Consider the following 25,244-nt stretch of genomic DNA (forward strand, 5'->3'; position numbering starts at 1 on the left):
GCACAAACGTAGGCCGGGTAAGGCGAAGCCGCCACCCGGCAACAAAATCAATACCCCGCCGTTAAATCGTCCACAGTGCGTGGGTCTGATGCGCCATACAGCGCACCGTCCGGCCCTACCATAATGCTCTGTGTGCTACCCATCGCCTCTTTCAGCGCAACCTTCTGCCCTTTTTGCTCAAGTAGTTTGAGGGTATCCGGGCTAAAGCCTTTCTCCACACGCAGCTCATCCGGCAGCCACTGATGATGGAAACGCGGCGCGTTGGTCGCTTCCGCCACATTCATCCCGAAATCGATGCTGTTGACCACCATTTGCAGCACAGTCGTGATAATCCGGCTCCCACCCGGACTGCCCGTAACCAGCCAGGTTTTACCGTCTTTCACCACGATGGTGGGCGACATTGACGACAGTGGACGTTTCTTCGGCCCAACGGCGTTGGCATCTCCTCCCACCAGACCATAGACATTTGGCACGCCCGGCTTAGCTGAGAAGTCATCCATCTCGTTATTCAGCAGAATGCCGGTATTCCCCGCCACAATGCCGGTCCCGAAGGTGGTGTTGAGGGTATAAGTGACCGCCACGGCGTTACCGTCTTTATCCACCACCGAGAAGTGAGTGGTCTGGTTACTCTCGTAGGGCGCCAGTTTGCCAGGGCGAATTTCGCTGGAGGGTTTCGCCTTGTTGATATCGATCCGTTCGGCAATCGATTTGGCGTAATCTTTGTTGGTCAGCGCCTGCCACGGCACCTTCACAAAATCCGGGTCGCCCAGGTATTCCGAACGATCGGCGTAGGCCTGTTTCTCCGCTTCCGCCATCACCTGCATGGCGTCCGCACTGCCGAAGCCGTATTGCTTCATGTCGAAGTTTTCAAGGATATTCAGGATTTGCACGATGTGGATCCCGCCGGAGGACGGCGGTGGCATCGAGAAGACCTGATATCCGCGATAGTCACCGCTAATTGGCGTGCGCTCTACCGCTTTATAGCCCGCCAAATCCTCTTTGGTCATCAGCCCGCCATTTTTCTGCATCTCCTGCGCAATCTGGTCGGCAATCTCCCCTTTATAAAAGGCATCCGGCCCCTTTTCCGCAATCAACTCCAGGCTTTTCGCCAGATTTTTTTGTACCAGTTTGTCGCCCTTTTTCAGCGGCTCACCGTCCTTCCAGAAAATGGCTTTGCTGTTTTCGTGATTCGGAATGACTTCACTGCCGTAGGTTTTTAGATCGTCCGCCAGCGCATCGTTAACCACAAAGCCCTCTTCCGCCAGTTTGATCGCCGGACGCACCACCTTGTTGAGCGGCAGGGTGCCATATTTTTCCAGCGCCAGAGAGAACCCGGCCACGGTGCCCGGCGTGCCGGACGCCAGATGGGAGGTCAGCGATTTTTTACTGTCCGGATTGCCCTGGTCGTCAAGGAACATATCGCGCGTGGCGTTAGCGGGCGCCATTTCGCGAAAATCGATCGCCGTGGTCTTGCCGTCTTTAGTACGCAGCAACATAAAACCGCCGCCGCCCAGATTCCCGGCCTGCGGATGCGTTACCGCCAGCGCATACCCTACGGCGACCGCAGCATCCACGGCGTTCCCGCCCTGTTTGAGAATATCCACCCCAACCTTCGTGGCCATGGCATCTACCGAGGCCACCATTCCCTGCCTGGCGCGAACGGGATGGAACACATCCTCTTCCACCCCATACGACACCGGAGGGGGTGGAGGGGGGACGGCGAGCACACTGAAACAGCTTCCTGAGAGCAGAGCAGCAAGGGCTACCCGGCGTAAAAACGTCGGTTTCGTCATCGTTATTCTCCAAAGATGTGGGGTCAGCCCCCCACTAAGCCTGGTGCATAACTCTGAAATGATCCTCGTTTCGCCGGGAAAGGGGTAAACTTAAGAGAGACCTCAGTGGAGGAATGATGATGAAACGATACTTTATTTTGACAGCGCTACTGCCGTTTGCCTGTCTCGCACAGCCGATTAACACGCTGAACAATCCGAACCAGCCGGGCTATCAGATCCCCAGCCAGCAACGGATGCAGACGCAGATGCAGACGCAGCAGATCCAGCAGAAAGGAATGCTGAATCAGCAGTTAAAAACGCAGACGCAGCTTCAGCAGCAAAATCTGCAAACGCAGATGAACAACAATCAGCAGCGGATCCAGCAGGGTCAGGTACGCGAGCAGCCGTTGCCCAATACCAACGGCGGCATGTTGAGCGGCGGTACGCGTCTGGAGAGCGGCCAGCAGCACATGCTACCGCCGCGGCAGAATGGCGATATGCTTAATCCGCAGCAGTAAAGTCCGGGCCAATCACGTCAATCGCATCCGTACAGATGCAGTCCACGCCCCAGCGTAGCAGTTCAGCCGCACGCTGGGGTTTGTTGACGGTGTAGACCAGAATATGTAATCCCGCCGCTTTAAGCTGTCTGACCCGCGCTTCATCCAGTAGCTTGTGATTCAGGTGAATCGACACGCACGCCAGGCGAGTGGTCAGTTCGCGCCAGTCATCACGCCACTCGTCAAGCAACAACCCTCGCGGCAGCTCTGGTACGGCGGCCTGCGCCGCTTCCAGCGCATCAATTTCAAATGACGACAGCAGCGGCGCAGTCATCCCCTGCCACAGCTCACGCGCGGCGAGAGCAATCACTTTCCCCGTCAGCGGTCCGGTTCCGGTAGTCGGTTTAATTTCGATATTGGCCATCAGGCCATGCTGGCGACAACGCGCGGCCACCTGCGAGAGCAACGGCAGCGGTTCGCCTTTAAACTCGCCACTGTACCAGCCACCGGCATCCACCCGCAGCAAATCCTGCCAGTTGAGCTCTCCCGCCACGCCCCAGCCGTTGCTGGTGCGCTCAAGGTTATCGTCGTGCAGCAGGAAAATTTCCCCGTCCTTCGACAGCTTCGCGTCGAACTCGATCATGGAGTGCCCGTAATGCGCGCCGACGTCGATCGCCGCCAGCGTATTTTCCGGTGCCAGTTTACCGCCGCCGCGATGGGCGACGATGCGGGGATACGGCCAGTTACTCATACACGTTTTCCTGTTTCACCATCAAAAAGGTGCAAATGATTTTCCGGCAGATGCAGCCACAGCGTGCTGCCTGCCTTTGGGCGTTCCTGATGGGCCAGACGCACCACCAGTTTCTGATCGCCCCAGCGACCGTGCGCCAGATTATCGGCGCCCAACATCTCCAGCGTGTCCATCACCAGCGGCACACCGCCTTCCGCCTGGGAGCTTAGCGTAATATGTTCCGGGCGGATACCCAGCGTCATTTTTCGCCCGGCGTAGCCACGATAGTACCAATTGATGGGCAGCGCCATGCCGCTTTCCAGTTCGAAGTGCGTACCCGCATGGCTGATACGTCCTTCCAGCAGGTTCATCGCCGGACTGCCGATAAAGCTCGCCACAAAGCGGCTGGCCGGTTTTTCATAGACCTCTACCGGCGTGCCAATCTGCTCGGCAATACCTTTGTTCATCACCATCACGCGCTGGGCGAGGGTCATGGCTTCGACCTGATCGTGGGTCACGTATAGCGAGGTGGTTTTCAGACGACGGTGCAGGTGCTGAAGCTCCAGACGCATCTGCACGCGCAGTTTGGCATCGAGGTTCGACAGCGGCTCATCAAACAGGAAAACCGCAGGGTCGCGCACAATGGCACGCCCCATCGCCACACGCTGGCGCTGACCGCCGGAGAGTTCGCGCGGACGACGTTTGAGCAGACCGTCCAGTTCGAGAATACGCGCCGCTTCTTTCACCCGCTGTTCGATGTGTCCCTTGCCCATCCCACGGATTTTCAGCCCCCACGCCATGTTCTCTTCCACGCTCATGTGCGGGTAGAGCGCATAGTTCTGGAAGACCATCGCGATGCCCCTGTCTTTCGGCTCCATTTCAGTCACGCGCTGACGGTCAATCCAGATATCGCCGCTGGTGACGTGCTCCAGCCCGGCCACCATCCGCAGAAGCGTTGATTTCCCGCAGCCGGACGGGCCGACCATCACAATGAACTCACCGTCCGCCACGTCCAGCGTCAGCGGTTGAATCACCTGGGTTTTGCCATCCCAGCTTTTGGTTACTGCCTGTAATTTTAAACCTGCCATCTTATTTCTCACTATCGACCAGGCCGCGGACAAACGCGCGCTGCATGGCTAAAACAATGACTACGGGTGGGATAAGGGTGAGCAGCATTGCCGCCATCACCTGATTCCACAAGGTGGTGCCTTCGCCGGTGGCAATCATGCCTTTGATCCCCGCCACGGCAGTCCCCAGATTGACGTCGGTAATAATCAGCAACGGCCACAGATACTGGTTCCAGCCGTAGATAAAGGTGATGACGAACAGCGCCGCCAGATTGGTTTTCGACAACGGCAGCACGATGTCGCGGAAAAATCTCATCGGCGAAGCGCCATCAATGCGCGCCGCTTCGATCAGCTCATCCGGCAGGGTCATAAAGAACTGGCGGAACAGAAAAGTGGCGGTCGCCGATGCCATCAGCGGTAGCGTCAATCCTGCGTAACTGTCGAGCATATTCAAATTGGCAATCACTTCCACCGTCGGGAAAATACGCACTTCGACCGGCAGCATCAGGGTGATAAAAATCATCCAGAAGAACAGGTTACGCAGCGGAAAACGAAACCAGACGATAGCAAAGGCAGAAAGCATCGAGACCGCGATTTTCCCCACCGTAATGCCAAACGCCATGATGAAGCTGTTGAGCATCATCAGCCAGAACGGCGCGCTATTCACACCAACGCCGTTGGCCCAGATGTTTTTCATGTTTTCCAGCAGATGCGTACCAGGGATAAGCGTCATCGGCGTTTCAAACACCGCGTTGTTGTCCAGCGTCGCCGCGACAAACGCGACGTACAGCGGGAACAAAATTACGACAATCCCCAGAATCAGCATGGTGTGGCTGAATATTGTCAGCCCGCGACGGTTCTCAATCATTGGTAACGCACCTTACTTTCCACATAGCGGAACTGCACCACCGTCAGAATGATGACGAGGAACATCAGTACCACCGACTGCGCGGCGGACGCAGAGAGATCCAGACCGGCAAACCCTTCACGATAGATCTTATAAATCAGCGTCGTAGTAGCCTGAACCGGGCCGCCTGCGGTCGCGGCATCGATCACCGGGAACGTATCGAAGAAGGCGTAGACCAGATTGACCACCAGCAGGAAGAAACTCACCGGCGCGATCAGCGGTAACGCCAGCCTGAAAAAGCGACGAACAGGCCCTGCGCCATCGATCGCGGCGGCTTCAACCAGCGAACGTGGGATCGATTGCAACGCGGCAAAGAAGAAAAGGAAGTTGTAACTAATCTGCTTCCAGACGGAAGCAAAAACCACCAGGAACATCGCCTGCCCGCTGTTCTGTGCATGGTTCCAGTCATAACCAAACTGCTCAAGGAAGTGGGTAATTAGCCCACGTCCTGGGTTAAACAGGAAAATCCACAGCACGGCGGCTACCGCAGGCGCCACGGCATAGGGCAGTAGCATCAGCGTCTGATACAGATGACTGCCGCGCACGACGTAATCCACCAGCGCTGCGAAGAACAACGATACCAGCAGGCCGCTGAAGGTCACCAGCGCGCTGAATTTGATCGTCGTCCAGAAAGCGTCGAGATAGTAGCGGTCATGAAACAGCGTGACGAAATTATCCAGTCCCACGAACTGACTGGAAAGCCCAAACGGATCGACGCTTAGTAGCGAGTACCACAGCGCTTCGCCCGCAGGCCAGATAAAGAAAATAACGGTGATCGCCAACTGTGGCGCAACCAGCAAATAAGGCAGCCAACGCGAGCGAAACACCGGACGGGATGATGACATTGAGATTTGATTCCTGAACTGTGCCGGGTGACGGCTACGCCTTACCCGGCCTGCATGTAGTTCGTTTTAGGCCCGGATCGCTACGCGCCACCGGGCAAGTCACAGATTACGATTTGGTCGACTGCTCAAAGCGGCGCAGCAACTGATTACCACGTTCTACCGCAGAGTCCAGCGCCTGCTGTGGCGTTTTTTTGCCGGTCCACACGCTTTCCAGTTCTTCATCAACGATGGTGCGAATCTGCGGCATATTGCCCAATCGCAGCCCTTTGGTGAACGGCAACGGCGGTTTGTTCAGCATCTGACGGGTCGCAATGTCTGCCCCGGGATTCTTGTCATAGAAGCCCTGCTCACGAGTCAGGTCATAAGCCGCTTTGGTGATCGGCAGATAACCGGTTTTCTGATGCCATTCGGCCGCATTTTCCGGTTTTGCCAGGAAGTCGAGGAACTCGGCCACGCCTTTGTAGGTGTCGCTGTCTTTGCCCTGCATTACCCACAGGCTCGCGCCGCCGATGATGGCGTTCTGCGGTGCGCCTTTGGCGTCCGCATCGTAAGGCATCATGCCTACGCCATAGTTGAATTTGGCGTAATGACGGATATCCGCAAGCGAACCGGACGAGGCGGTGGTAATAGCGCAATCGCCGTTGTAAAACTTCTCGGTGGATTCGTCTTTACGTCCGAAGTAGCTGAAGTCGCCCTTCTTGTTCAGATCGGCAAGCAGCGCGATATGCTTCACCTGCTCCGGCTTGTTGAACTCCAGTACCGCATCGGTGCCGTCGAAGCCGTTGTTTTTGGTCGCCACCGGCAGGCCGTGCCAGGCGCTGAAGTTTTCAATCTGGATCCAGCCCTGCCAGCCGCTGGCGTAGCCGCACTTCATCCCCACCGCTTTCAGCTTCGCGGTGTACTCCGCCAGGTCCTGCCAGGTTTTTGGCGGCTGCTCCGGGTCTAAGCCCGCTTTTTTGAAGGCGTCTTTGTTGTAGTACAGCACCGGCGTGGAGCTGTTAAACGGCTGGGACAGCAGGTGGCCGGTTTTGGAATCGGTGTAGTAACCCGCTACGGTCGGCACGAATTGCGACTCGTCGAAGTTGATGCCCGCTTCTTTAAACACTTCATAGACCGGTTTGATGGCTTTGGAGGCCATCATGGTGGCGGTACCCACTTCATAAACCTGCAGCAGCGCCGGTGCATTTCCGGTACGGAACGCGGCGATACCGGCGCTCAGGCTCTGCTCGTAGTTACCTTTGTACACCGGCACAATCTTGTAATCCGGGTGGGTGTCGTTGAAACGTTGCGCCAGGGAGTCAACTTCTTTACCCAACTCCCCTTCCATGGAATGCCAGAATGGAATGGTGGTAACGGCCATTGCGTTTGTCGCAAAAGCCAGACCAACCGCCAGACCCAAAGCTGTGTGTCGTAACGATGTCATTGTCATCATCTCTCTTATTGTGCCGGATGCGCGAAATCACGCGTTTTATGCTCGCGAGGTAACATGACATGCGCGAATGACAGAAAGATAACCGTCAGATGACGAAGCGGTGACAGCCAGGCTTCAGGTGAATGATGTTTCAGTGGCAAGAAAACAAAAAAAGCCGGGTGGCGGCTTCGCCTTACCCGGCCTGCATCAGGTGTAAATATCGAATGTCGTGTAGGCCGGATAAGACGCCATGCGCCGCCATCAGGCATCACAAACCGTTTAACCGCCTAAATACGCGCTGCGTACCGCTTCGTTTGCCAGCAATGCGTCGCCGGTGTCCTCGAGAACGACATGGCCGTTCTCCAGCACGTAGCCACGATCGGCCAGCTTCAGCGCCTGATTAGCGTTCTGCTCAACGAGGAAGATGGTCATTCCCTGCTCGCGCAGTTGTTCGATAGTGTCGAAGATCTGCTGGATGATAATCGGCGCCAGCCCCAGAGATGGCTCATCAAGCAGCAGCAGGCGCGGTTCACTCATCAGCGCACGACCAATCGCCAACATCTGCTGTTCACCGCCGGACATGGTGCCCGCACGCTGAATACGACGCTCATGCAGACGCGGGAACAATTCGTATACCCACTTGATGCGTGCCTGAAACTGATCGCGCTCGGCAAAAAAACCGCCCATCGCCAGATTCTCTTCCACCGTCATGCGGGAAAACACGCGACGCCCTTCCGGAACGATCGCCACCGCTTCACGCATGATTTTCGCCGTTTGCCAGTCGGTAATGTCTTTGTCATCAAACACAATCCGACCGCTGGTCGCACGCGGATCGCCGCACAGCGTGCCAAGCAGCGTGGTTTTTCCCGCGCCGTTGGCACCAATCAAGGTCACAATTTCTCCCTGATTGATGTGCAGGCTCACCTCGTGCAGCGCCTGAATTTTGCCGTAGTGGGCACTGACTTTGTCAAAGGACAACATGACTTTTTCCATCTTATGCCTCACCAAGGTATGCACGGATCACGTCCGGGTTATTTCGAATCTGTTCCGGCGTCCCGTTCGCCAGCGGCGTGCCCTGGTTCACCACGTAAATACGGTCGGAAATCCCCATTACCAGCTTCATATCGTGTTCAATCAGCAGAATGGTGGTGTTGTGATGGTTGCGCAGTTCGGCAATCAGCTCGTCCAGCTCTTTGGTCTCTTTCGGGTTAAGACCCGCAGCCGGTTCATCCAACATCAAAATTTCTGGCTGCGTCACCATACAGCGGGCGATCTCCAGACGGCGCTGGTCGCCATAAGCCAGGTTGCTGGCCTGACGGTTCGCATGTTCCAGCAGCCCGATACGCTCAAGCCAGGTGGCCGCGCGATCCAGCGCTTCGCTCTGCGCCCGACGAAACGCCGGGGTTTTCAGTAGACCGGAAAACACGCCTGTTTTCAGTTGCTGATGCTGTGCCACCAGCAGGTTTTCAATCACCGTCATTTCGCGAAACAGACGCACGTGCTGGAAAGTTCGCACCACGCCCATCCGGGCAATTTGTTGCCCCGGCAGCCCTTCAAGGTGCTGATCGCGAAGCTTAATGGTGCCCCCCGTCGGCTTATAAAAACCGGTCAGGCAGTTAAACACCGTGGTTTTACCGGCGCCGTTCGGCCCAATCAGCGACACAATTTCTTGCGGATGCAGCTCCAGTTCAACGTTGTTCACCGCCAGCAGACCGCCGAAGCGCATCATCAGGCCGTTAACCGATAATAATGGCTGACTCATGCCTGCTCTCCTTTCGCTTCCCCGTTTTTCAGTTTCAACTGTGGACGGGTCATCGGCAGCAAGCCCTGCGGACGCCAGATCATCATCAGTACCATCAAACCACCCAGCATTAACATGCTGTATTCGTTGAAATCACGCATCAGTTCACGCGACACCACCAACAGAATGGCTGCGAGGATTACCGCAAACTGCGACCCCATCCCGCCGAGCACCACAATCGCCAGCACAAACGCCGATTCGGCAAAGGTGAACGATTCAGGGCTGACAAACCCCTGACGCGCCGCAAACAGCGTACCGGCGAAACCGGCAAACGCGGCGCTGATGGTAAAGGCGGTCAGCTTGATGCGCGTGGGGCTCAGACCCAGAGAGCGACAGGCGATCTCATCTTCACGCAGCGCTTCCCACGCTCGTCCCAGCGGCATGCGCAGCAGACGGTTAATCACAAACAGGCTCAGCACCACCAGCAGCAGCGCGACCAGATAGAGGAAAATCACGCGATCGGACGGATCGTATTTCACATTGAAGAAGTTGCTGAAGGTATCCCAGCCGCCTTCACGTGCGCTGCGGCTGAACTCGAGACCGAACAGCGTCGGTTTCGGAATTTGGCTGATGCCGTTCGGACCGCCGGTGATTTCAGTATTGTTGAGCAGCAGAATACGGACGATCTCACCAAATCCCAGGGTGACGATTGCCAGGTAGTCGCCGCGCAGACGCAGCACCGGGAAGCCCAGCAGGAAACCCGCCGCCGCTGCGACCAGTCCCGCCAGCGGCAGGCAGGTCCAGAAGCCGAGACCGTAATAGTGGTTCAGCAGCGCAAAAGTGTACGCGCCAATTGCGTAGAAACCGCCGTAGCCTAATACCAACAGGCCGGAAAGCCCGACGACAACGTTCAGCCCCAGGCCGAGAATGATATAAATCATGGTCAGCGTGGCGATATCCACCGTGCCGCGCGAGACCATAAACGGCCACGCCACGGCAATCACCAGCAGCGCAATCAGGAACAGCTTCTGCTTTACGGTTGAGCCATCAATCGCTGGCAAAATAAACTTCGGCCCGGAGACGCTTTTCAGGCTCTTCTGGAATACCGGACGCAGCATCTGGAAGAAAAAGACCACGGCAGTGCCGATAAACACCCACTGCCAGCGGATGTCGGCAGCGGTGTCCACCACCAGTTTGGTGCCATCCAGTTCCAGTTGAACGCCCATAAAGACGCCCGCCAGCACGAAGAACATCGCGGCAGAGAGCAGCGCCATCGCAAAATGCATCGGTTTCATACTTTCTCTACCTCCGGACGGCCCAGAATCCCGGTCGGCATCACCAGCAGTACCAGAATCAGCAGGGCGAACGACACCACGTCTTTGTATTCCGTACTCAGATAAGCAGAAGAAAGCGCTTCCGCGACGCCCAGAATCAGGCCGCCGATCATCGCGCCTGGAATGCTGCCGATCCCGCCAAGCACCGCTGCGGTAAAGGCTTTCATCCCGGCCATAAAGCCGATATAGGGGTTGATCACCCCGTAGAATTGCCCGAGCAGCACGCCGGCCACTGCCGCCATCGCTGCGCCAATCACAAAGGTCAACGCAATCACGCGGTCCGTGTTAATCCCGAGCAGGCTGGCCATTTTCAGGTCTTCCGCACAAGCACGGCAGGCACGTCCCATGCGGGAGTAACGGATAAAAATGGTCAGTGCCAGCATCGCCAGGAAGGTCACAACCCAGATGACCAGTTGCATGGTGGTGATCGAGGCGGAGAAGTTTTCGCTGGCCCCCACGACCCATTGCCCGTTGAACAGGCTGGGCAGCGCCACGTCACGTGAACCTTCCGTCAGGCTGACGTAGTTTTGCAGGAAGATAGACATCCCAATCGCGGAGATCAGCGCAATCAGACGTTTGGAATTCCGGACGGGCCGATACGCCACCCGCTCAATGCTCCAGCCGTAGGCGCTGGCAATGATAATCGCCCCAATGAATCCGGCCGCCACCAGCAACCAACTGGTATCGATCCCCATCATCATGAGTGCCGCGATAATCATAAAAGAGACATAGCTACTGATCATGTATACCTCGCCGTGGGCGAAGTTGATCATGCCGATAATGCCGTACACCATGGTGTAACCGATGGCGATCAGCGCATAGGTGCTTCCCAGCGTGACGCCGTTAAACATCTGCTGCAAAAAGTACAGGAACTGCTCGGACATAAAAAAACCTTTCTATTTCCGCCCGCGTGAACGGGCGGTGGGATAATTATTTGGCTGCCGTGGATGACCCATCGGCGTGCCACTGGAAGACACCAAATTCAAATCCCTTTAGATCGCCTTTTTCATCCCATTTCAGCGGCCCAATGACGGTATCAGCACCGTTTGCTTTTAAATCTTTCACCAGATCCAGCGGCGCTTTGCTGCCAGAACGGTCCATTGCCGTTGCCAGTGACTGCACAGCAGCGTAGGTGATCCACACATACGGACCGGTCGGATCTTTTTTATCGGCTTTCAGCGCATCAACAATCGCTTTGTTGGCCGGATCCTGGTCATAGCGTTTTGGCATGGTGACCAGCATGCCTTCAGCTGCTTCACCGGCGATATTCGACAGCGATGCATTGCCCACGCCTTCCGGCCCCATGAACATGGTTTTCAGCCCGACGGAGCGCGCCTGGCGCAGCATCTGCCCCATTTCCGGGTAGTAGCCGCCGTAGTACACAAAGTCGATGTTCTCTTTTTTCAGGCGCGCAAGCAGCGCGGAGAAATCTTTCTCGCCTGCGGTGATGCCATCAAAGAAGACGATATTGGCGTTTGCCGCTTTCAGCGCATCCTGAACAGAGCGCGCCAGCCCTTCACCGTACTGCTGTTTGTCGTGAATGATGGCGATGCGCTGCGGTTTTACGCTCTCAAGAATGTATTTTGCCGCGGTCGGTCCCTGAGAAGAATCCAGTCCCGCGGTACGCATGATGTGCGCGTAGCCGCGCTGCGTCAGTTCCGGGTTGGTCGCACCAGGCGAGATCATCAGAATGCCTTCATCTTCGTAAATATCCGACGCAGGCTGAGTCGAAGAGGAGCAGAGGTGACCAATCACATACTGAATACCGTCGTTGACGATTTTGTTCGCCACCGCCACGGCCTGTTTTGGATCGCAGGCGTCGTCATATTCCACAGCGACCAGTTTGTCGCCGTTGATGCCGCCTTTGGCGTTGATGTCTTTGATGGCCTGACGCGCGCCGTTAAATTCCATGTCGCCCCACTGCGCCACTGGACCCGACATCGCGCCGACAACAGCAACTTTAATATCCTCTGCCATTGCCGCCTGTGACATCGCCAGTGCAATCACCCCTGCGATGACCGTTTTCGCATTCCGTTTCATTTACTGAATCCCCATTCGTGATGTACTTATTTTCTATTTATATGGTTAAAAAGCAGACTGTGCTTTTTTTGCACTACACTATTTTTACCAGTCTGATTAATGGTTTAGCGCAGTATTTTCCGCAAATACAGCGTAAAACCTCTATTTTTCAGTCTATTAAGAACAGATAATATTCTGCTTTTCACCATAGATAAACAAAAAAAAGCACACTTGTCAGCATAAAATAACGGGACAATGAGCCGAATAAAACACTACCTTCCAGGGTATTATCCTGCCTGTTTTTCATTCTCTGATGTTTCGAACTGAGGTTCTGACCGTCATAAAATTAATCACCTGCCAAATGATTTAAAAAAGAGAAAGCGTCCGGTTGAATTATTTCGGTACACTTGCACTCTCTTTTGTGATTTGGACATGCTGTCGATGAAGCTGACCATCATTCGTTTAGAACACTTTAGCGATCAGGATCTGATCGACCTGGGCAAAATCTGGCCGGAGTATTCCGCCGCCTCTTTAAGCGTAGATGAAACGCACCGGATCTACGCGGCACGATTTAATGAGCGGTTGTTAGGCGCCGTAAGAGTCACCCTGAGCGGCACTCAGGGCGCGCTGGATTCGCTGCGCATCCGTGACGTCACGCGGCGTCGGGGGGTGGGAAAATATCTGGTGGAAGAAGTGATCCATGATAATCCGAACGTCTCCTCCTGGTGGATGGCGGATGTCGGCGTGGAAGACCGGGGCGTCATGGCGGCGTTTATGCAGGTACTGGGCTTCACCGCACAGCAAAACGGCTGGGAAAAACGTTAAAAAAGCCGGGTGGCGGCTTCGCCTTACCCGGCTGGCTATATTCTCTGCTGCCTTTTCCCAAGAATTTCGTGTTGCAGGAAGGCGGCAAGGGATGACATCCCCGGAAGCTTACCGACGTAAGTGACCGGGGTTGAATAACACAGCCAATGCACCTGCAATGCGCAAAGGCGCCGTGGAAATTACTTCGCGTCGGTCGCCGTGCCGTTGGCATGCCAATCGAAGACGCCGAATTCAAAGCCTTTCAAGTCACCCTTCTCATCCCACGACAGCGGTCCCATGACGGTATCCACGGAGTTCGCTTTCAGCCAGGTGGCGATTTCAGCCGGATCGGCTGACTGGTTCAGGCCCGCCTGCAAAGATTGCAGCGCGGCGTAAGTGGTCCACACGAACGCCCCGCTCGGATCTTGTTTTTTCGCCTTGATCGCATCAACGATAGGTTTGTTCGCAGGTACCTGGTCATAGTTCTTCGGTTTGGTCACCAGCAGACCTTCGGCCGATTCACCGGCGATGTTAGACAGGGAAACGTTGGCTACCCCTTCCGGGCCCATGAACTGCGTTTTCAGACCCGCAGCACGTGCCTGACGCAGGATCTGACCCATTTCCGGGTGATAACCGCCGTAGTAAACGAAGTCGATATTCTCTTTCTTCAGACGCGCCACCAGCGTGGAGAAGTCTTTCTCACCGGCGGTGATACCGTCAAAGAACACCACGTTAGCGTTGCCCTTCTTCAGATTTTCCTGCACGGCACGCGCCAGACCTTCACCGTACTGTTGTTTGTCGTGAACGATCGCGATGCGCTGCGGCTTCACTTTTTCCAGAATGTATTTCGCGGCGGTCGGACCCTGGTCTGAGTCCAGGCCCGTGGTGCGCAGCACCAGCTTGTAGCCGCGAGAGGTCAGCTCCGGTGCCGTTGCCGCCGGGGTGATCATCAGAATGCCTTCGTCTTCGTAGATGTCAGACGCGGGCTGAGTGGAAGAGGAGCACAGGTGGCCGATAACGTATTTGATGCCGTCATTAATCACTTTGTTGGCGACTGCGACCGCTTGTTTCGGGTCACAGGCATCATCATATTTAACAATCTGCAGTTTTTCGCCTTTGATTCCGCCTTTGGCATTAATGTCTGCAACCGCTTGTTCTGCGCCAGTAAACTCCTGGTCGCCGTACTGGGCTACCGGACCGGACATCGCACCGACAACAGCGACTTTAATATCGGCCTGAGCCATTGTGCTGAATGCCAACGCGATACATCCTGCCAGTAACGCTTTACCCTTCATATTCATCCTGACCTTCCCCATTCTTATGGTTATTACGACTATTGTGATGTTGTTGTGTGGCGCTTTATTTCGATTATAGGTGTGCAGCTCGCGCATTTTCAGCACACTCTGCTAAAACATACCCCATTTTTATAGTTTTGGAATAGCTAATTTCATATTCAAATAATAAGTGAACGACATAGCGTCGTGCCGCCCGGTGATGGACGGCACAGGTTTATCGTGTCAGCGTGTGGGTGATAATGCCGAGCGCCTGACGAAATTGCGCGTCAGGGATGGTGAGCGGATAAAGAAAACGGATGACGTTGCCATACACGCCGCAACTCAGTAGCAGAAGTCCTTCCTGCAAGGCGCAATCCTGCACCTGGCGCGTGAATTCTGGGGAAGGTTTTCCGCTGTGCGGATCGTTGAATTCTACCGCCACCATCGACCCCTGCGCGCGAATATCGGCAATAAACGGGCACTCCGCTTTTGCCTGGTTCAACGCCTCGACCAGCGTCGTGCCCAACGTAGCAGCGCGGGCGCAGAGCTGTTCTTCATCAATCACATCCAGCACCGCGTGTGCCGCAGCAACCGCCAGCGGGTTACCGGCATAGGTTCCCCCCAGACCGCCAGGCGCAGGGGCATCCATCACTTCGGCACGGCCAGCGACCGCAGAGAGCGGCATACCGCCTGCCAGGCTTTTCGCCATCGTGATGAGATCCGGCTGTACGCCATGATGCTCCATCGCAAACAGTTTACCGGTACGGGCAAAGCCGGTTTGCACCTCATCGGCGATCAACAAGATACCGTGGGTATCGCACAACGCGCGCAGCGCCTGCATGAACGCCGTTGGCGCAATATTAAAGCCTCCTTCACCCTGAACCGGTTCAAGGATGATGGCGGCAACCTGATCTGGCGCGATATCAGCTTTAAAAATGCGTTCCAGACTTTGCAGCGCATCGACGGTGCTCACACCGTGTAACGCATTAGGGTACTGAGCGTGATAAACCGAACCAGGGAACGGGCCAAAACCGATTTTGTAAGGTGCCACTTTACCGGTCAGCGCCATCGTCATGAAAGTCCGCCCGTGGAAAGCGCCGCCAAAGGTAATGAGCCCGGGTCGTTTGGTATATGCGCGGGCAATCTTCACCGCGTTTTCCACCGCTTCTGCCCCGGTGGAGAAGAATGCCGTCTTCACCGGCCCGTCAATCGGCACACGTTTATTGATACGTTCCGCCAGTCTGACATAGCTTTCGTAGGGAACAATCTGATAAGCGGTATGAGTAAAAGACTGGAGCTGTTTTTCGATGGCGGCGATGATTTTTGGGTGACGATGCCCAGTATTCAGCACCGCAATACCAGCGGCAAAATCGATCACCTCACGGCCTTCCACATCCCACAATGTTGCGTTTTCCGCCCTCTCAGCGTAAAAGCCACACATCACGCCGATCCCGCGCGGCGTCGCCTGCAAACGCCGTTCATTCAGTTCGTTATTCTTCATTTTCTTCCCCTAAGATGCGCACAACCCATCGGTAAGTGTTTGCCAGGGGGGAGGAATTCGCCAGATCAGGCGCTAAAAAAACAAAAACCCCGGACAGTTATCCAGGGTTTTAGCGGGGACTTCGCGGGAGTTACGCTTCGATAGCGGCGCGAAGTTTTTTCATGGCGTTCTTTTCAAGCTGACGCACACGTTCTGCGGAAACACCGTAGCGATCGGCCAGTTCCTGCAGCGTAGATTTGTTATCTTCGTCCAGCCAGCGGGCGCGGATAATATCCTGGCTACGCTCGTCGAGACCTTCCATCGCATGGGTCAGTTTGTTGGCAGCCTGATCTTCCCAGTTATCCTCTTCAATGCCGTCGGCAAAGTTAGAGGTTTTATCCTGCAGATACAGGACGGGTGCCATCGGCTGGCTGTCGGACTCATCGTCCGGGGACATATCAAACGTCATGTCCTGCGCCGCCATACGAGATTCCATCTCGCGGACGTCTTTACTGGAAACACCCAGCTCACGCGCCACCATTTCCACTTCATCCTGATTAAACCAGCCCAGACGCTGCTTGGTTTTACGCAGATTAAAGAACAGCTTACGCTGTGCTTTGGTGGTCGCCACTTTCACGATACGCCAGTTACGCAGGACATATTCGTGGATCTCAGCTTTGATCCAGTGCACGGCGAAGGAAACCAGGCGCACACCCACTTCCGGGTTGAAACGGCGCACGGCTTTCATCAGGCCGATATTCCCTTCCTGAATGAGATCCGCCTGCGGCAGGCCATAGCCCGCATAGTTACGAGCAACATGAACAACAAAGCGCAGGTGAGACAGGATCAGCGTCTTAGCTGCTTCCAGATCGCCCTGGTAATGCAGCTTTTCAGCCAGTGCCCGTTCCTCGTCAGCCGACAACATCGGCCACGCGTTCGCAGCCCGGATGTAAGACTCCAGGTTACCAACAGGGGCTAAAGCTAAATTTTGCATTTCTTTGGTCATTCAAATCCTCTCAATTTTTATCGTCTGGCACCACAGCGATAGATATCAGCAACAACCGTGCCAGCGTTAATGAGCAACGAGATTAGCATTCACTCTTTTATCAGACCGTGATTTTATCCACAAGTTCAATGCAACGTTGTGTATAAATTACGCACAAATTGTGACATGAAGATGAAAAGTGGGGAAGAGACAACAGGAACTCTTTCCCTGCGAACGGAAACCCATTGCAGGGAAAGATTATATCACGGTTTTTTTAATCAGGAGTAAAGTGACGTAAATGTTGAACCGTCGCGAGCCACGCTGCCACCCAGCCGATCATCGAGCAAACCAGCAGCAGTAACAGGCACTCATCGAACGATAAGCCATTGAGATCAAACTTCGTTCCGAAAACTTGCGCCACTTCCGTGACCGCCGACGACAGTCGTAACACCAAAATTTCTGACAAAATCAGTGAAAGAAATGCGCCAGAAAAACCGAGCAATGCGCCGCCGTACAAGAACGGACGCAGGATAAATCCATCCGTCGCACCAATCAGTTTTTGCACGTTAATCGTATCGCGACGGGCAAAGATGCTCAGCCGCACGCTGTTACCAATGACGAGGAAGACGGCGGCAACCATCAGCACACCAATCATCGCCGACACTCGCCCGACCAGACCGGTCAGCGCCGCCAGACGGGCAAACCAGCTGTCGTCCATCCGCACTTCATCAATCCCGTTAATACGAGAGACGCGGTCGCGCAGCGTATTCAGCGAATCGGTGCTCTGGAAGTCGAGTTTCGGGATCACCACCGCCACCGCAGGCAAGGGATTCTCTTCCAGCATATCCAGCGCGCCGCCGAAACCGGACCAGTTGCGGAATTCGCCGAGGGCATCTTCACGAGAAAGGTAATTCACCTTCTCCACACCCTGCTCAGCCTGCAACTGGGCGACGACGCCTGCCGCCGCATCATCATCCAGCGTTTTTTGCAGATAAACGGTGATCTGCGGAGACGGGTAATACTGCGTCGCTGCCTGGTTAACGTTTTTGTAGACCATGTAGCAGACGCTCGGCAGAGTCAGGGAGATGGCAATCACCATCACCGTCAGAAACGTCGCCAGCGGTTTGCTTTTCAGATCCTGTAACGCGCCCTGGAACGCATAGCGCACCTGCTCGTTAAAGACGTTGGTTTTACGTGAGTTCGGCTTTGGCGACGGTTTCGCCCGCTTCGGCGCGTTACGTCCACCGTCACCGGAGGAGCCGCCGGAACGACGAAAACGGTCCAGCCGTCCGCCGAATTGTTTGATTTGATTGATAGCGTCGCGCTTATTCACGGGCTTCGCCTCCATGCAAATGGCCATCACTCAGGGTAAGCATACGGTATGACCGACGGGAAATGAGCCCGATGTCGTGCGTCGCCATCAGCACCGTCACCCCGACACGGTTAAACTCTTCGAACAGACGCAGAATCCCTTCCGACAGCGCGTCATCCAGGTTACCGGTCGGTTCATCCGCCAGCAGTACCGCTGGCTTGTTAACCACCGCACGGGCGATCCCGACACGCTGCTGTTCACCCCCGGAGAGCTGAATCGGGAAGTTTTTCGCTTTGTCCAGCAGCCCAACTTTGTCCAGCGCCGCCGATACGCGACGACGAATATCATCCCCGCTGGCACCGGCGATAATCAGCGGGATCGCCACATTGTCGAATACCGTTCGGTCCATCAACAGGTGGTGATCCTGGAAAATCATGCCGATCTGACGACGCAAAAACGGCACTTCACGGTTTTTCAGTCGCGTGATGTCATGCCCACTGAAGAGGATTTTCCCGGCGCTGGACCGCTCAATCCCACAGATAAGCTTCAGCAGGGTACTTTTCCCCGCGCCGGAGTGGCCGGTCAGAAACGCCATCTCGCCCGGCTGCATATGGAATGTGACCCCTTGCAGCGCTTGTCTCCCACCGAGATAGGCCTTGCTGACATGTTCAAAGCGAATCATTGTTAATCCTCTCGGGCAAAAAGTGCCTCTATAAAATCGTCCGCCTTAAACGGACGTAAATCCTCGATACGTTCGCCCACACCAATATAGCGGATAGGGATGCCAAACTGATCGGCCACCGAGAAGATCACCCCACCTTTCGCCGTACCGTCCAGCTTGGTCAGGGTAATACCGGTCAGGCCCACCGCTTCATGGAACAGTTTGGCCTGGCTTATCGCATTCTGCCCGGTGCTGGCATCAAGCGTCAGCATAACTTCATGCGGCGCGTCTTCGTCCAGTTTCTTCATCACGCGAACGATTTTTTTCAGTTCTTCCATCAGGTGCGATTTGTTTTGCAGACGACCTGCGGTATCGGCAATCAGCACATCAATGTGACGCGCCTTCGCGGCCTGAATGGCGTCGAAGATAACGGAAGCGGAATCCGCGCCGGTATGCTGGGCAATCACCGGAATATTGTTACGCTGACCCCAGACCTGCAACTGTTCGACCGCTGCGGCGCGGAACGTATCGCCCGCCGCCAGCATCACGGATTTCCCTTGCTGTTCAAACTGGCGCGCCAGCTTACCGATGGTGGTGGTTTTCCCCACCCCATTCACGCCGACCATCAGAATAACAAACGGCGTTTTACCTTCAACGTTCAGCGGTTCATCGACTTTCGCCAGAATCTCGCCCATCTCGTCTTTCAGCAGTCCGTACAGCGCTTCAGCATCTTTAAGCTGTTTGCGGCTGGCGCCTTCCGTCAGATTGGCGATGATTTTGCGCGTGGTTTCCACGCCCACATCGGCAATCAGCAGTTGTTCTTCCAGCTCTTCAAACAGATCATCGTCGATTTTTTTACCACGGAACAGACTGATAAATCCGGAACCGAGGTTTTCTTTGGTTTTCAGTAAGCTGCGTTTCAGACGCGCGAAAAAACCTTCTTTGGTCGGTTTTTCCTGTTCCTGAATCATCTCTTCGACCGGCGCGTCTTTTTCCGCCAGCGGAACGATCATTTGCGCGTCTTCCGCCGCTTCCGCCGCCAGCGCTTGTGCTTCCAACTCTTCGTCGGTCAGTTCCGGTTCGTTTTGCGCCTCTTCTTCTACCGCTTCAACAATCTCAACGGTTTCCGCTTCGGCCTGCCACTCTTCAGCGGAGGTTTCCTCTTCGGCTTTCACCTCTTCAGGCAACGGCAGCTCTTCGTGCGCAACGGCAATCTGCGGCTCAACCTGCGCGTCAACATGCTCTTTCGCGATAGCGGGTTCTGCTGACTGGAAGGTTTCGATTTCCTGAACCTGTTCCGTCACCTCAACCACTTCCTCAGCAAAGGCTTCAGCCTCTTCTTTGCTGTGAAGCGGCGCTTGCGCTTCTACGTCAGCCGCCGTTTCAACGGGTTCGTCGGACGGTAATTGCGCTTCAACACCCTGCTGATCTTCGGTTTTTTGTTCTTGTTCCTGCTCTTTTTCACCAAAGCCCAGCCAGGAAAAGAAGCCACGTTTTTTCTGTTTTGCCATCTGCGATTACGCTCCTGGGGACTCATTCTCTTGCCGCTTTGAGGCATCCTGAATGATTTTGTGTATAGACGCTAAAAAAAATGATGAAATAGTCTATCACTTTACTTAATCCACATCACCGCCTGGAATCATCTGCACGCGGCGGTTTGAGCAACAGAAATGAAAAAAACGAATCACTCAGGTAGCGGCCAAATCCGCATTATTGGCGGACAATGGCGCGGCCGCAAACTCCCGGTCCCCGATAGCCCTGGTCTCCGTCCGACAACGGATCGCGTGCGTGAAACGCTGTTTAACTGGCTGGCACCGGTGATAGTAGAAGCCCAATGTCTGGACTGTTTTGCCGGAAGCGGCGCACTGGGGCTGGAAGCGCTATCACGCTATGCCGCTGGTGCCACGATGCTGGAGAGGGATCGCGCAGTCTCTCAGCAGTTACAAAAGAACCTGGCTACGCTGAAAGCAGGGAATGCAAAAGTCGTTAACACGAATACCCTGACATTCCTGACGCAGTCAGGCACGCCGCATAACGTGGTATTTGTCGATCCGCCGTTTCGTAAAGGGTTACTGGAAGAGACCTTAAACCTGTTGGAAACTCACGGCTGGCTGGCGGATGTTGCCTGGATTTACGTGGAAAGCGAAGTGGAAAACGGTCTGCCGCCCGTGCCGACGAACTGGTCATTATACCGGGAAAAAATCGCCGGGCAGGTCGCGTACCGTTTGTATCAACGCGAAGCACAAGGAGAAAGCGATGCTGATTAATCTTGGTCGACTACTGATGCTCGGCGTGTGGGCATTCTTATTGTTAAACCTGGTGCAACCCTTCCCGCGACCGCTCAACATCTTCGTTAACGTCGCCCTCGTGTTCATGGTACTGATGCACGGCATGCAGCTGGCGCTACTGAAGTCCACCCTGCCCAAAGACGGACCGCAAATGACCACCGGCGAGAAAGTTCGTATTTTCCTGTTTGGCGTGTTTGAGCTGCTGGTCTGGCAGAAGAAGTTTAACGTTAAAAAGTAATACGGCATGAAGGTGCCGGATAGCGCTTCGCTTATCCGGCTTACCCAGGTGAGCGGTTTCCCGTCTTAGTGCTGTGCAACAAACTCGACGAAGCGCGACCCTTTGTAACTTAGCGTCCCTTTATCCCCCACCGTCAGCGCATGATACTGACGCGCCTCCAGGCGGAAGGTCTTTTCCAGCCCGCCGTTCTGTGGTTTAAAGCTCACCTCATAGCGCATACTGGTTCCCGCTGGCGTGACCTGCTGCTGTCGGGAACGTCGGTCGTTGATGGGTTTTTCACGTTTATTACTGACCACCATTTGCGCCTGACGAAGCGGTGCCGCATCGTTATCGGCTTTTTCCCGCCGCTGCTGCATAAAGCGGAATGAGGCGGCAACGATAATTAACACAATGATAATAATGAAGAAAAGTGGCGGCTTACTCATATTGATAACCCATCAGAAAATGCGGAAATAAGCATACCCTGCCCGTTATGGTGTTGTCATCAGGTGGTCGCGGCCTCTACACTGAACATCAGGGTTGTGAGCATACCGCTTACGAAAAAATAACGAATTCAAGGAACTATGATGCTTTGGTCGTTTATCGCTGTCTGCCTTTCCGCATGGTTATTTGTGGATGCCTCCTACCGTGGACCCGCCTGGCAACGCTGGGTCTTTAAACCCGTCACCTTATTACTCCTGCTGTTACTGGCCTGGCAGGCGCCGATGTTCAACGCCGTGAGCTATCTGGTGCTGGCCGGTCTTTGCGCCTCACTGGTTGGCGATGCGCTAACATTATTGCCGCGTCAGCGACTGCTCTATGCGATTGGTGCCTTTTTCCTCTCGCACCTGTTGTACACCATCTATTTTGCCAGCCAGATGACGCTCTCTTTCTTCTGGCCGCTACCGCTGGTGCTGATGGTACTGGGCGCGCTGCTGATTGCGGTGATCTGGACACGCCTTGAAGAACTGCGCTGGCCGGTGTGTACCTTTATCGCCATGACGCTGGTGATGGTCTGGTTAGCCGGTGAGCTGTGGTTTTTCCGCCCCACCGCACCTGCGCTGTCGGCGTTTTTGGGTGCGTCGCTGCTGTTCATTGGCAACATCGTCTGGCTGGGCAGTCATTACCGCTGTCGTTTTCGCGCGGACAACGCTATCGCCGCCGCCTGCTACTTTGCCGGGCACTTCCTGATCGTCCGCTCGCTTTATCTCTAATAACGCTTGACTCTGGAGTCGACTCCAGAGTGTATCCTCCGGTTAATGAGAAAATTATCATCAACCGGAGGATGCCATGTCGATACCTGCTCACAATGGCAAAAAAGCCCCACAGTTTTCATCTTTCAAGCCAGCTCCCACGCCCCAGAAGCCCGATGACTGCTGCTGCGAAGGCGCATGCTCAGCCCCTGAACCTGTTGTTGAAACGGTTAAAGGCACCCGCTATAGCTGGAAAGTATCCGGGATGGACTGCGCCGCCTGCGCCCGCAAAGTAGAAAACGCGGTGCGCCAGGTCAGCGGTGTCAACCAGGTCCAGGTGCTGTTTGCCACCGAGAAACTGGTCGTCGACAGCAACGGCGATCTTCGCCTGCAAATCGAGCATGCGGTGCAAAAAGCGGGTTACACCCTACGCGATGAACAGGCGAAGGAAGAAACGCCTGAATCCCGCTTTAAAGAGAACCTGCCGCTGCTCACGCTTCTCGTCATGATGGCGCTCAGTTGGGGGCTGGAGCAGTTCAACCATCCGTTCGGCCAACTGGCATTTATCGCCACGACGCTGGTCGGCCTGTTCCCGATCGCCCGCCAGGCGCTACGGCTGATAAAAACCGGCAGTTGGTTTGCCATTGAAACGCTGATGAGCGTCGCGGCTATCGGGGCGCTGTTCATCGGTGCCACAGCAGAAGCGGCGATGGTATTGCTGCTGTTCCTGATTGGCGAACGCCTCGAAGGCTGGGCCGCCAGTCGCGCCCGCAAAGGGGTCAGCGCGCTGATGGCGCTGAAACCGGAAACCGCGACACGTCTGCGCGACGGCGTACGCGAAGAGGTGGCGATCAACACGCTGCAACCGGGCGACATCATTGAAGTCGCTGCCGGGGGCCGTCTCCCTGCCGACGGTAAACTGGTCTCTGGTTTTGCCAGTTTTGATGAGAGTGCGTTGACGGGAGAATCGATCCCGGTGGAACGCGCCACCGGTGAAAAAGTCCCGGCGGGGGCGACCAGCGTGGACCGTCTCGTCACGCTGGAAGTGCTCTCTGAACCGGGTGCCAGCGCGATTGACCGCATTCTGAAGTTAATCGAAGAGGCCGAGGAGCGTCGTGCGCCAATCGAGCGTTTTATCGACCGCTTCAGCCGAATTTATACGCCGGCGATTATGGCCGTCGCCCTGCTGGTGACGCTCGTCCCGCCGCTGCTGTTCGCGGGCTCCTGGCAGGAGTGGATTTATAAAGGGTTAACGCTGCTGCTGATCGGCTGTCCGTGTGCGCTGGTCATCTCTACACCGGCAGCCATCACTTCTGGACTGGCGGCAGCAGCTCGTCGCGGGGCATTGATTAAAGGCGGCGCGGCGCTGGAACAGTTGGGCCGTATCACCCAGGTCGCCTTTGATAAAACCGGGACGTTGACCGTCGGGAAACCGCGCGTCACGGCGATTCATCCGGCTACCGGCGTCAGTGAGTCTGAACTGCTGGCGCTGGCCGCGGCTGTCGAGCAAGGCGCAACGCATCCGCTGGCGCAGGCCATTGTGTGCGAAGCACAAACCGCAGGGCTGACGATCCCATCCGCCGAGGGGCAACGGGCGCTGGTAGGGTCAGGGATTGAAGCGCAGGTGAATGGCGAAAGCGTTCTGATTTGCGCTGCCGGGAAACGTCCTGCCGACGCCTTTGCCGGAGAGATTAATCAGCTTGAAAGCGCCGGGCAGACGGTCGTTCTGGTCCTGCGCAATGAGACCGTGATCGGCGTCATCGCCCTGCAGGATACGCTACGCAACGATGCTCGCACCGCCATCCGCGAACTGAACGCGCTGGGCGTGAATGGTGTGATCCTGACTGGCGATAACCCGCGCGCGGCAGCCGCCATTGCTGGCGAGCTGAGTCTGACATTTAACGCCGGGCTGCTACCGGAAGATAAAGTGAAGGCGGTCACCGCGCTCAATCAACAGTCGCCGCTGGCAATGGTGGGGGATGGCATTAACGATGCGCCGGCGATGAAGGCCGCCACCATTGGTATCGCCATGGGTAGCGGCACCGACGTGGCGCTGGAAACGGCAGATGCCGCACTGACGCATAACCGCCTCACGGGGCTGGTGCAGATGATCCAACTGGCGCGCGCGACCCACGCCAATATCCGTCAGAACATCACCATTGCGTTGGGGCTGAAAGGGATTTTTCTCGTCACCACGCTGCTCGGAATGACCGGTCTGTGGCTGGCGGTGCTGGCGGATACCGGGGCAACGGTGCTGGTTACCGCTAACGCGCTGCGGTTGTTACGTAAAGGGTAACGTGTTTTTGCCGGATGGCGCTAACGCTTATCCGGCATAACAAGATTACTGGCCTTTACGCACCAGATAGCGGTACGGCAGAGAGTCGGTCTCTTTTGCCACCAGCTCATGCTCCATAAACGTACAAAAGCCGGGAATGTCGCGGGTGGTCGCCGGATCGTCCGCCACAATCAGCAGCGTTTCGCCGGTCCGCATGTTGCGTACGGTTTTACGCACCATCATCACCGGTTCCGGGCAGCGGAGCCCCTGGGCATCAAGGGTATGGTCGGGAGAGGAAAACAGATCGCTCATCGTGGTCTCGTTCACTAAAAAAACGGCTGTAGTTTACGCTCAGTTCGGAAGTAAGCCAATCAGGTTAACGATTGCGTGAAAAACAACCATTGCAATGCGCCCTTAAAGCAGTATCATGCG

At 55.6% G+C, this 25,244-nt stretch carries 25 protein-coding genes; 6 read left to right on the forward strand and 19 right to left on the reverse strand.

The window, feature by feature from the left end; genetic code table 11:
* Positions 1-47: 47 nt before the first annotated feature.
* Entirely contained in the window at positions 48-1,793 is a 1,746-nt protein-coding gene (gene ggt, locus JTI98_RS03515) for a gamma-glutamyltransferase (protein ID WP_044327555.1), read from the reverse strand.
* A 119-nt stretch (positions 1,794-1,912) separates the two neighbouring features.
* Here ggt and JTI98_RS03520 point away from each other — a divergent pair, with 119 nt between their 5' ends.
* A complete protein-coding gene (locus JTI98_RS03520; RefSeq protein WP_216082223.1) occupies positions 1,913-2,290 on the forward strand; it encodes a DUF2756 family protein in 378 nt (125 codons plus the stop codon).
* On the opposite strand, the gene ugpQ is transcribed toward JTI98_RS03520, so the two are convergent.
* From ugpQ to livK, 10 genes are all read right to left on the reverse strand, one after another.
* A complete protein-coding gene (gene ugpQ / locus JTI98_RS03525; protein ID WP_058587460.1) occupies positions 2,274-3,020 on the reverse strand; it encodes a glycerophosphodiester phosphodiesterase in 747 nt (248 codons plus the stop codon). The two genes, JTI98_RS03520 and ugpQ, sit on opposite strands and share 17 nt — an antisense overlap.
* Entirely contained in the window at positions 3,017-4,087 is a 1,071-nt protein-coding gene (locus tag JTI98_RS03530; protein ID WP_044263869.1) for a sn-glycerol-3-phosphate import ATP-binding protein UgpC, read from the reverse strand. Before JTI98_RS03530 ends, ugpQ begins: the two co-directional genes overlap by 4 nt.
* 1 nt (position 4,088) lies before the next feature.
* Entirely contained in the window at positions 4,089-4,934 is an 846-nt protein-coding gene (gene ugpE / locus JTI98_RS03535) for a sn-glycerol-3-phosphate ABC transporter permease UgpE (protein ID WP_044327552.1), read from the reverse strand.
* Complete coding sequence (gene ugpA, locus JTI98_RS03540) at positions 4,931-5,818, reverse strand: sn-glycerol-3-phosphate ABC transporter permease UgpA (RefSeq protein ID WP_054176485.1); 888 nt, start codon at positions 5,816-5,818, stop codon at positions 4,931-4,933. The genes ugpE and ugpA overlap by 4 nt, the downstream gene beginning before the upstream one ends.
* Positions 5,819-5,924: 106 nt before the next feature.
* Positions 5,925-7,241 carry a sn-glycerol-3-phosphate ABC transporter substrate-binding protein UgpB gene (gene ugpB, locus JTI98_RS03545; RefSeq protein ID WP_044327556.1) on the reverse strand — a complete coding sequence of 439 codons (1,317 nt, stop codon included), beginning with the start codon at positions 7,239-7,241 and terminating at the stop codon, positions 5,925-5,927.
* A 267-nt stretch (positions 7,242-7,508) separates the two neighbouring features.
* Positions 7,509-8,222: a high-affinity branched-chain amino acid ABC transporter ATP-binding protein LivF gene (livF, locus tag JTI98_RS03550; protein ID WP_044253570.1), complete on the reverse strand. Its 714-nt coding sequence runs from the start codon at positions 8,220-8,222 to the stop codon at positions 7,509-7,511.
* Between the two features lies 1 nt (position 8,223).
* Positions 8,224-8,991: a high-affinity branched-chain amino acid ABC transporter ATP-binding protein LivG gene (livG, locus tag JTI98_RS03555; RefSeq protein ID WP_042998472.1), complete on the reverse strand. Its 768-nt coding sequence runs from the start codon at positions 8,989-8,991 to the stop codon at positions 8,224-8,226.
* Positions 8,988-10,265 (reverse strand): branched chain amino acid ABC transporter permease LivM, encoded by a 1,278-nt coding sequence (gene livM / locus JTI98_RS03560; RefSeq protein ID WP_042998473.1) that lies wholly within the window; start codon positions 10,263-10,265, stop codon positions 8,988-8,990. The genes livG and livM overlap by 4 nt, the downstream gene beginning before the upstream one ends.
* Positions 10,262-11,188, reverse strand: coding sequence for a high-affinity branched-chain amino acid ABC transporter permease LivH (gene livH / locus JTI98_RS03565; protein ID WP_042998474.1), 927 nt, complete (start codon positions 11,186-11,188; stop codon positions 10,262-10,264). The genes livM and livH overlap by 4 nt, the downstream gene beginning before the upstream one ends.
* Positions 11,189-11,234: 46 nt before the next feature.
* Positions 11,235-12,344 (reverse strand): high-affinity branched-chain amino acid ABC transporter substrate-binding protein LivK, encoded by a 1,110-nt coding sequence (livK, locus tag JTI98_RS03570; protein WP_042998475.1) that lies wholly within the window; start codon positions 12,342-12,344, stop codon positions 11,235-11,237.
* Between the two features lie 420 nt (positions 12,345-12,764).
* Between livK and panM the strand changes: the two genes are divergently transcribed.
* Positions 12,765-13,148, forward strand: coding sequence for an aspartate 1-decarboxylase autocleavage activator PanM (gene panM, locus JTI98_RS03575; protein ID WP_044253808.1), 384 nt, complete (start codon positions 12,765-12,767; stop codon positions 13,146-13,148).
* Between the two features lie 179 nt (positions 13,149-13,327).
* On the opposite strand, the gene livJ is transcribed toward panM, so the two are convergent.
* From livJ to ftsY, 6 genes are all read right to left on the reverse strand, one after another.
* The gene (gene livJ / locus JTI98_RS03580) at positions 13,328-14,428 is read right to left on the reverse strand and encodes a branched chain amino acid ABC transporter substrate-binding protein LivJ (RefSeq protein ID WP_142764811.1); all 1,101 of its coding nucleotides are present in this window, start codon (positions 14,426-14,428) and stop codon (positions 13,328-13,330) included.
* Between the two features lie 208 nt (positions 14,429-14,636).
* On the reverse strand, positions 14,637-15,902 hold the full coding sequence (locus JTI98_RS03585; RefSeq protein ID WP_216081925.1) for a 4-aminobutyrate--2-oxoglutarate transaminase: 1,266 nt from the start codon (positions 15,900-15,902) through the stop codon (positions 14,637-14,639).
* A gap of 130 nt (positions 15,903-16,032) precedes the next feature.
* Positions 16,033-16,887 carry an RNA polymerase sigma factor RpoH gene (rpoH, locus tag JTI98_RS03590; RefSeq protein ID WP_042998479.1) on the reverse strand — a complete coding sequence of 285 codons (855 nt, stop codon included), beginning with the start codon at positions 16,885-16,887 and terminating at the stop codon, positions 16,033-16,035.
* A gap of 253 nt (positions 16,888-17,140) precedes the next feature.
* Positions 17,141-18,199 (reverse strand): permease-like cell division protein FtsX, encoded by a 1,059-nt coding sequence (gene ftsX / locus JTI98_RS03595; protein WP_042998480.1) that lies wholly within the window; start codon positions 18,197-18,199, stop codon positions 17,141-17,143.
* On the reverse strand, positions 18,192-18,860 hold the full coding sequence (gene ftsE, locus JTI98_RS03600; RefSeq protein WP_216081926.1) for a cell division ATP-binding protein FtsE: 669 nt from the start codon (positions 18,858-18,860) through the stop codon (positions 18,192-18,194). The genes ftsX and ftsE overlap by 8 nt, the downstream gene beginning before the upstream one ends.
* Positions 18,861-18,862: 2 nt before the next feature.
* Positions 18,863-20,350 carry a signal recognition particle-docking protein FtsY gene (ftsY, locus tag JTI98_RS03605; RefSeq protein WP_216081927.1) on the reverse strand — a complete coding sequence of 496 codons (1,488 nt, stop codon included), beginning with the start codon at positions 20,348-20,350 and terminating at the stop codon, positions 18,863-18,865.
* Positions 20,351-20,509: 159 nt separating this feature from the next.
* On the opposite strand from ftsY, the gene rsmD reads away from it, so the two are divergent.
* Complete coding sequence (gene rsmD / locus JTI98_RS03610) at positions 20,510-21,106, forward strand: 16S rRNA (guanine(966)-N(2))-methyltransferase (protein WP_216081928.1); 597 nt, start codon at positions 20,510-20,512, stop codon at positions 21,104-21,106.
* On the forward strand, positions 21,096-21,365 hold the full coding sequence (locus JTI98_RS03615) for a DUF1145 family protein (RefSeq protein ID WP_042998484.1): 270 nt from the start codon (positions 21,096-21,098) through the stop codon (positions 21,363-21,365). The genes rsmD and JTI98_RS03615 overlap by 11 nt, the downstream gene beginning before the upstream one ends.
* A 65-nt stretch (positions 21,366-21,430) precedes the next feature.
* Here the strand turns inward: JTI98_RS03615 and JTI98_RS03620 are convergent, their stop codons facing one another.
* Positions 21,431-21,790: a DUF2500 domain-containing protein gene (locus JTI98_RS03620; protein WP_044327803.1), complete on the reverse strand. Its 360-nt coding sequence runs from the start codon at positions 21,788-21,790 to the stop codon at positions 21,431-21,433.
* Between the two features lie 141 nt (positions 21,791-21,931).
* Here JTI98_RS03620 and JTI98_RS03625 point away from each other — a divergent pair, with 141 nt between their 5' ends.
* Entirely contained in the window at positions 21,932-22,558 is a 627-nt protein-coding gene (locus JTI98_RS03625; RefSeq protein ID WP_044253586.1) for a lysoplasmalogenase, read from the forward strand.
* A gap of 76 nt (positions 22,559-22,634) precedes the next feature.
* Positions 22,635-24,833 carry a Zn(II)/Cd(II)/Pb(II) translocating P-type ATPase ZntA gene (gene zntA, locus JTI98_RS03630; RefSeq protein ID WP_216081929.1) on the forward strand — a complete coding sequence of 733 codons (2,199 nt, stop codon included), beginning with the start codon at positions 22,635-22,637 and terminating at the stop codon, positions 24,831-24,833.
* Between the two features lie 45 nt (positions 24,834-24,878).
* Here zntA and tusA read toward each other — a convergent pair whose 3' ends face one another.
* Positions 24,879-25,124, reverse strand: a complete 246-nt coding sequence (gene tusA, locus JTI98_RS03635; protein ID WP_042998488.1) for a sulfurtransferase TusA — start codon at positions 25,122-25,124, stop codon at positions 24,879-24,881.
* Between the last annotated feature and the right edge of the window lie 120 nt (positions 25,125-25,244).

It is taken from the genome of Citrobacter sp. MGH 55 (genome assembly GCF_016906145.1).
GTDB classification, from domain to species: domain Bacteria; phylum Pseudomonadota; class Gammaproteobacteria; order Enterobacterales; family Enterobacteriaceae; genus Citrobacter_A; species Citrobacter_A amalonaticus.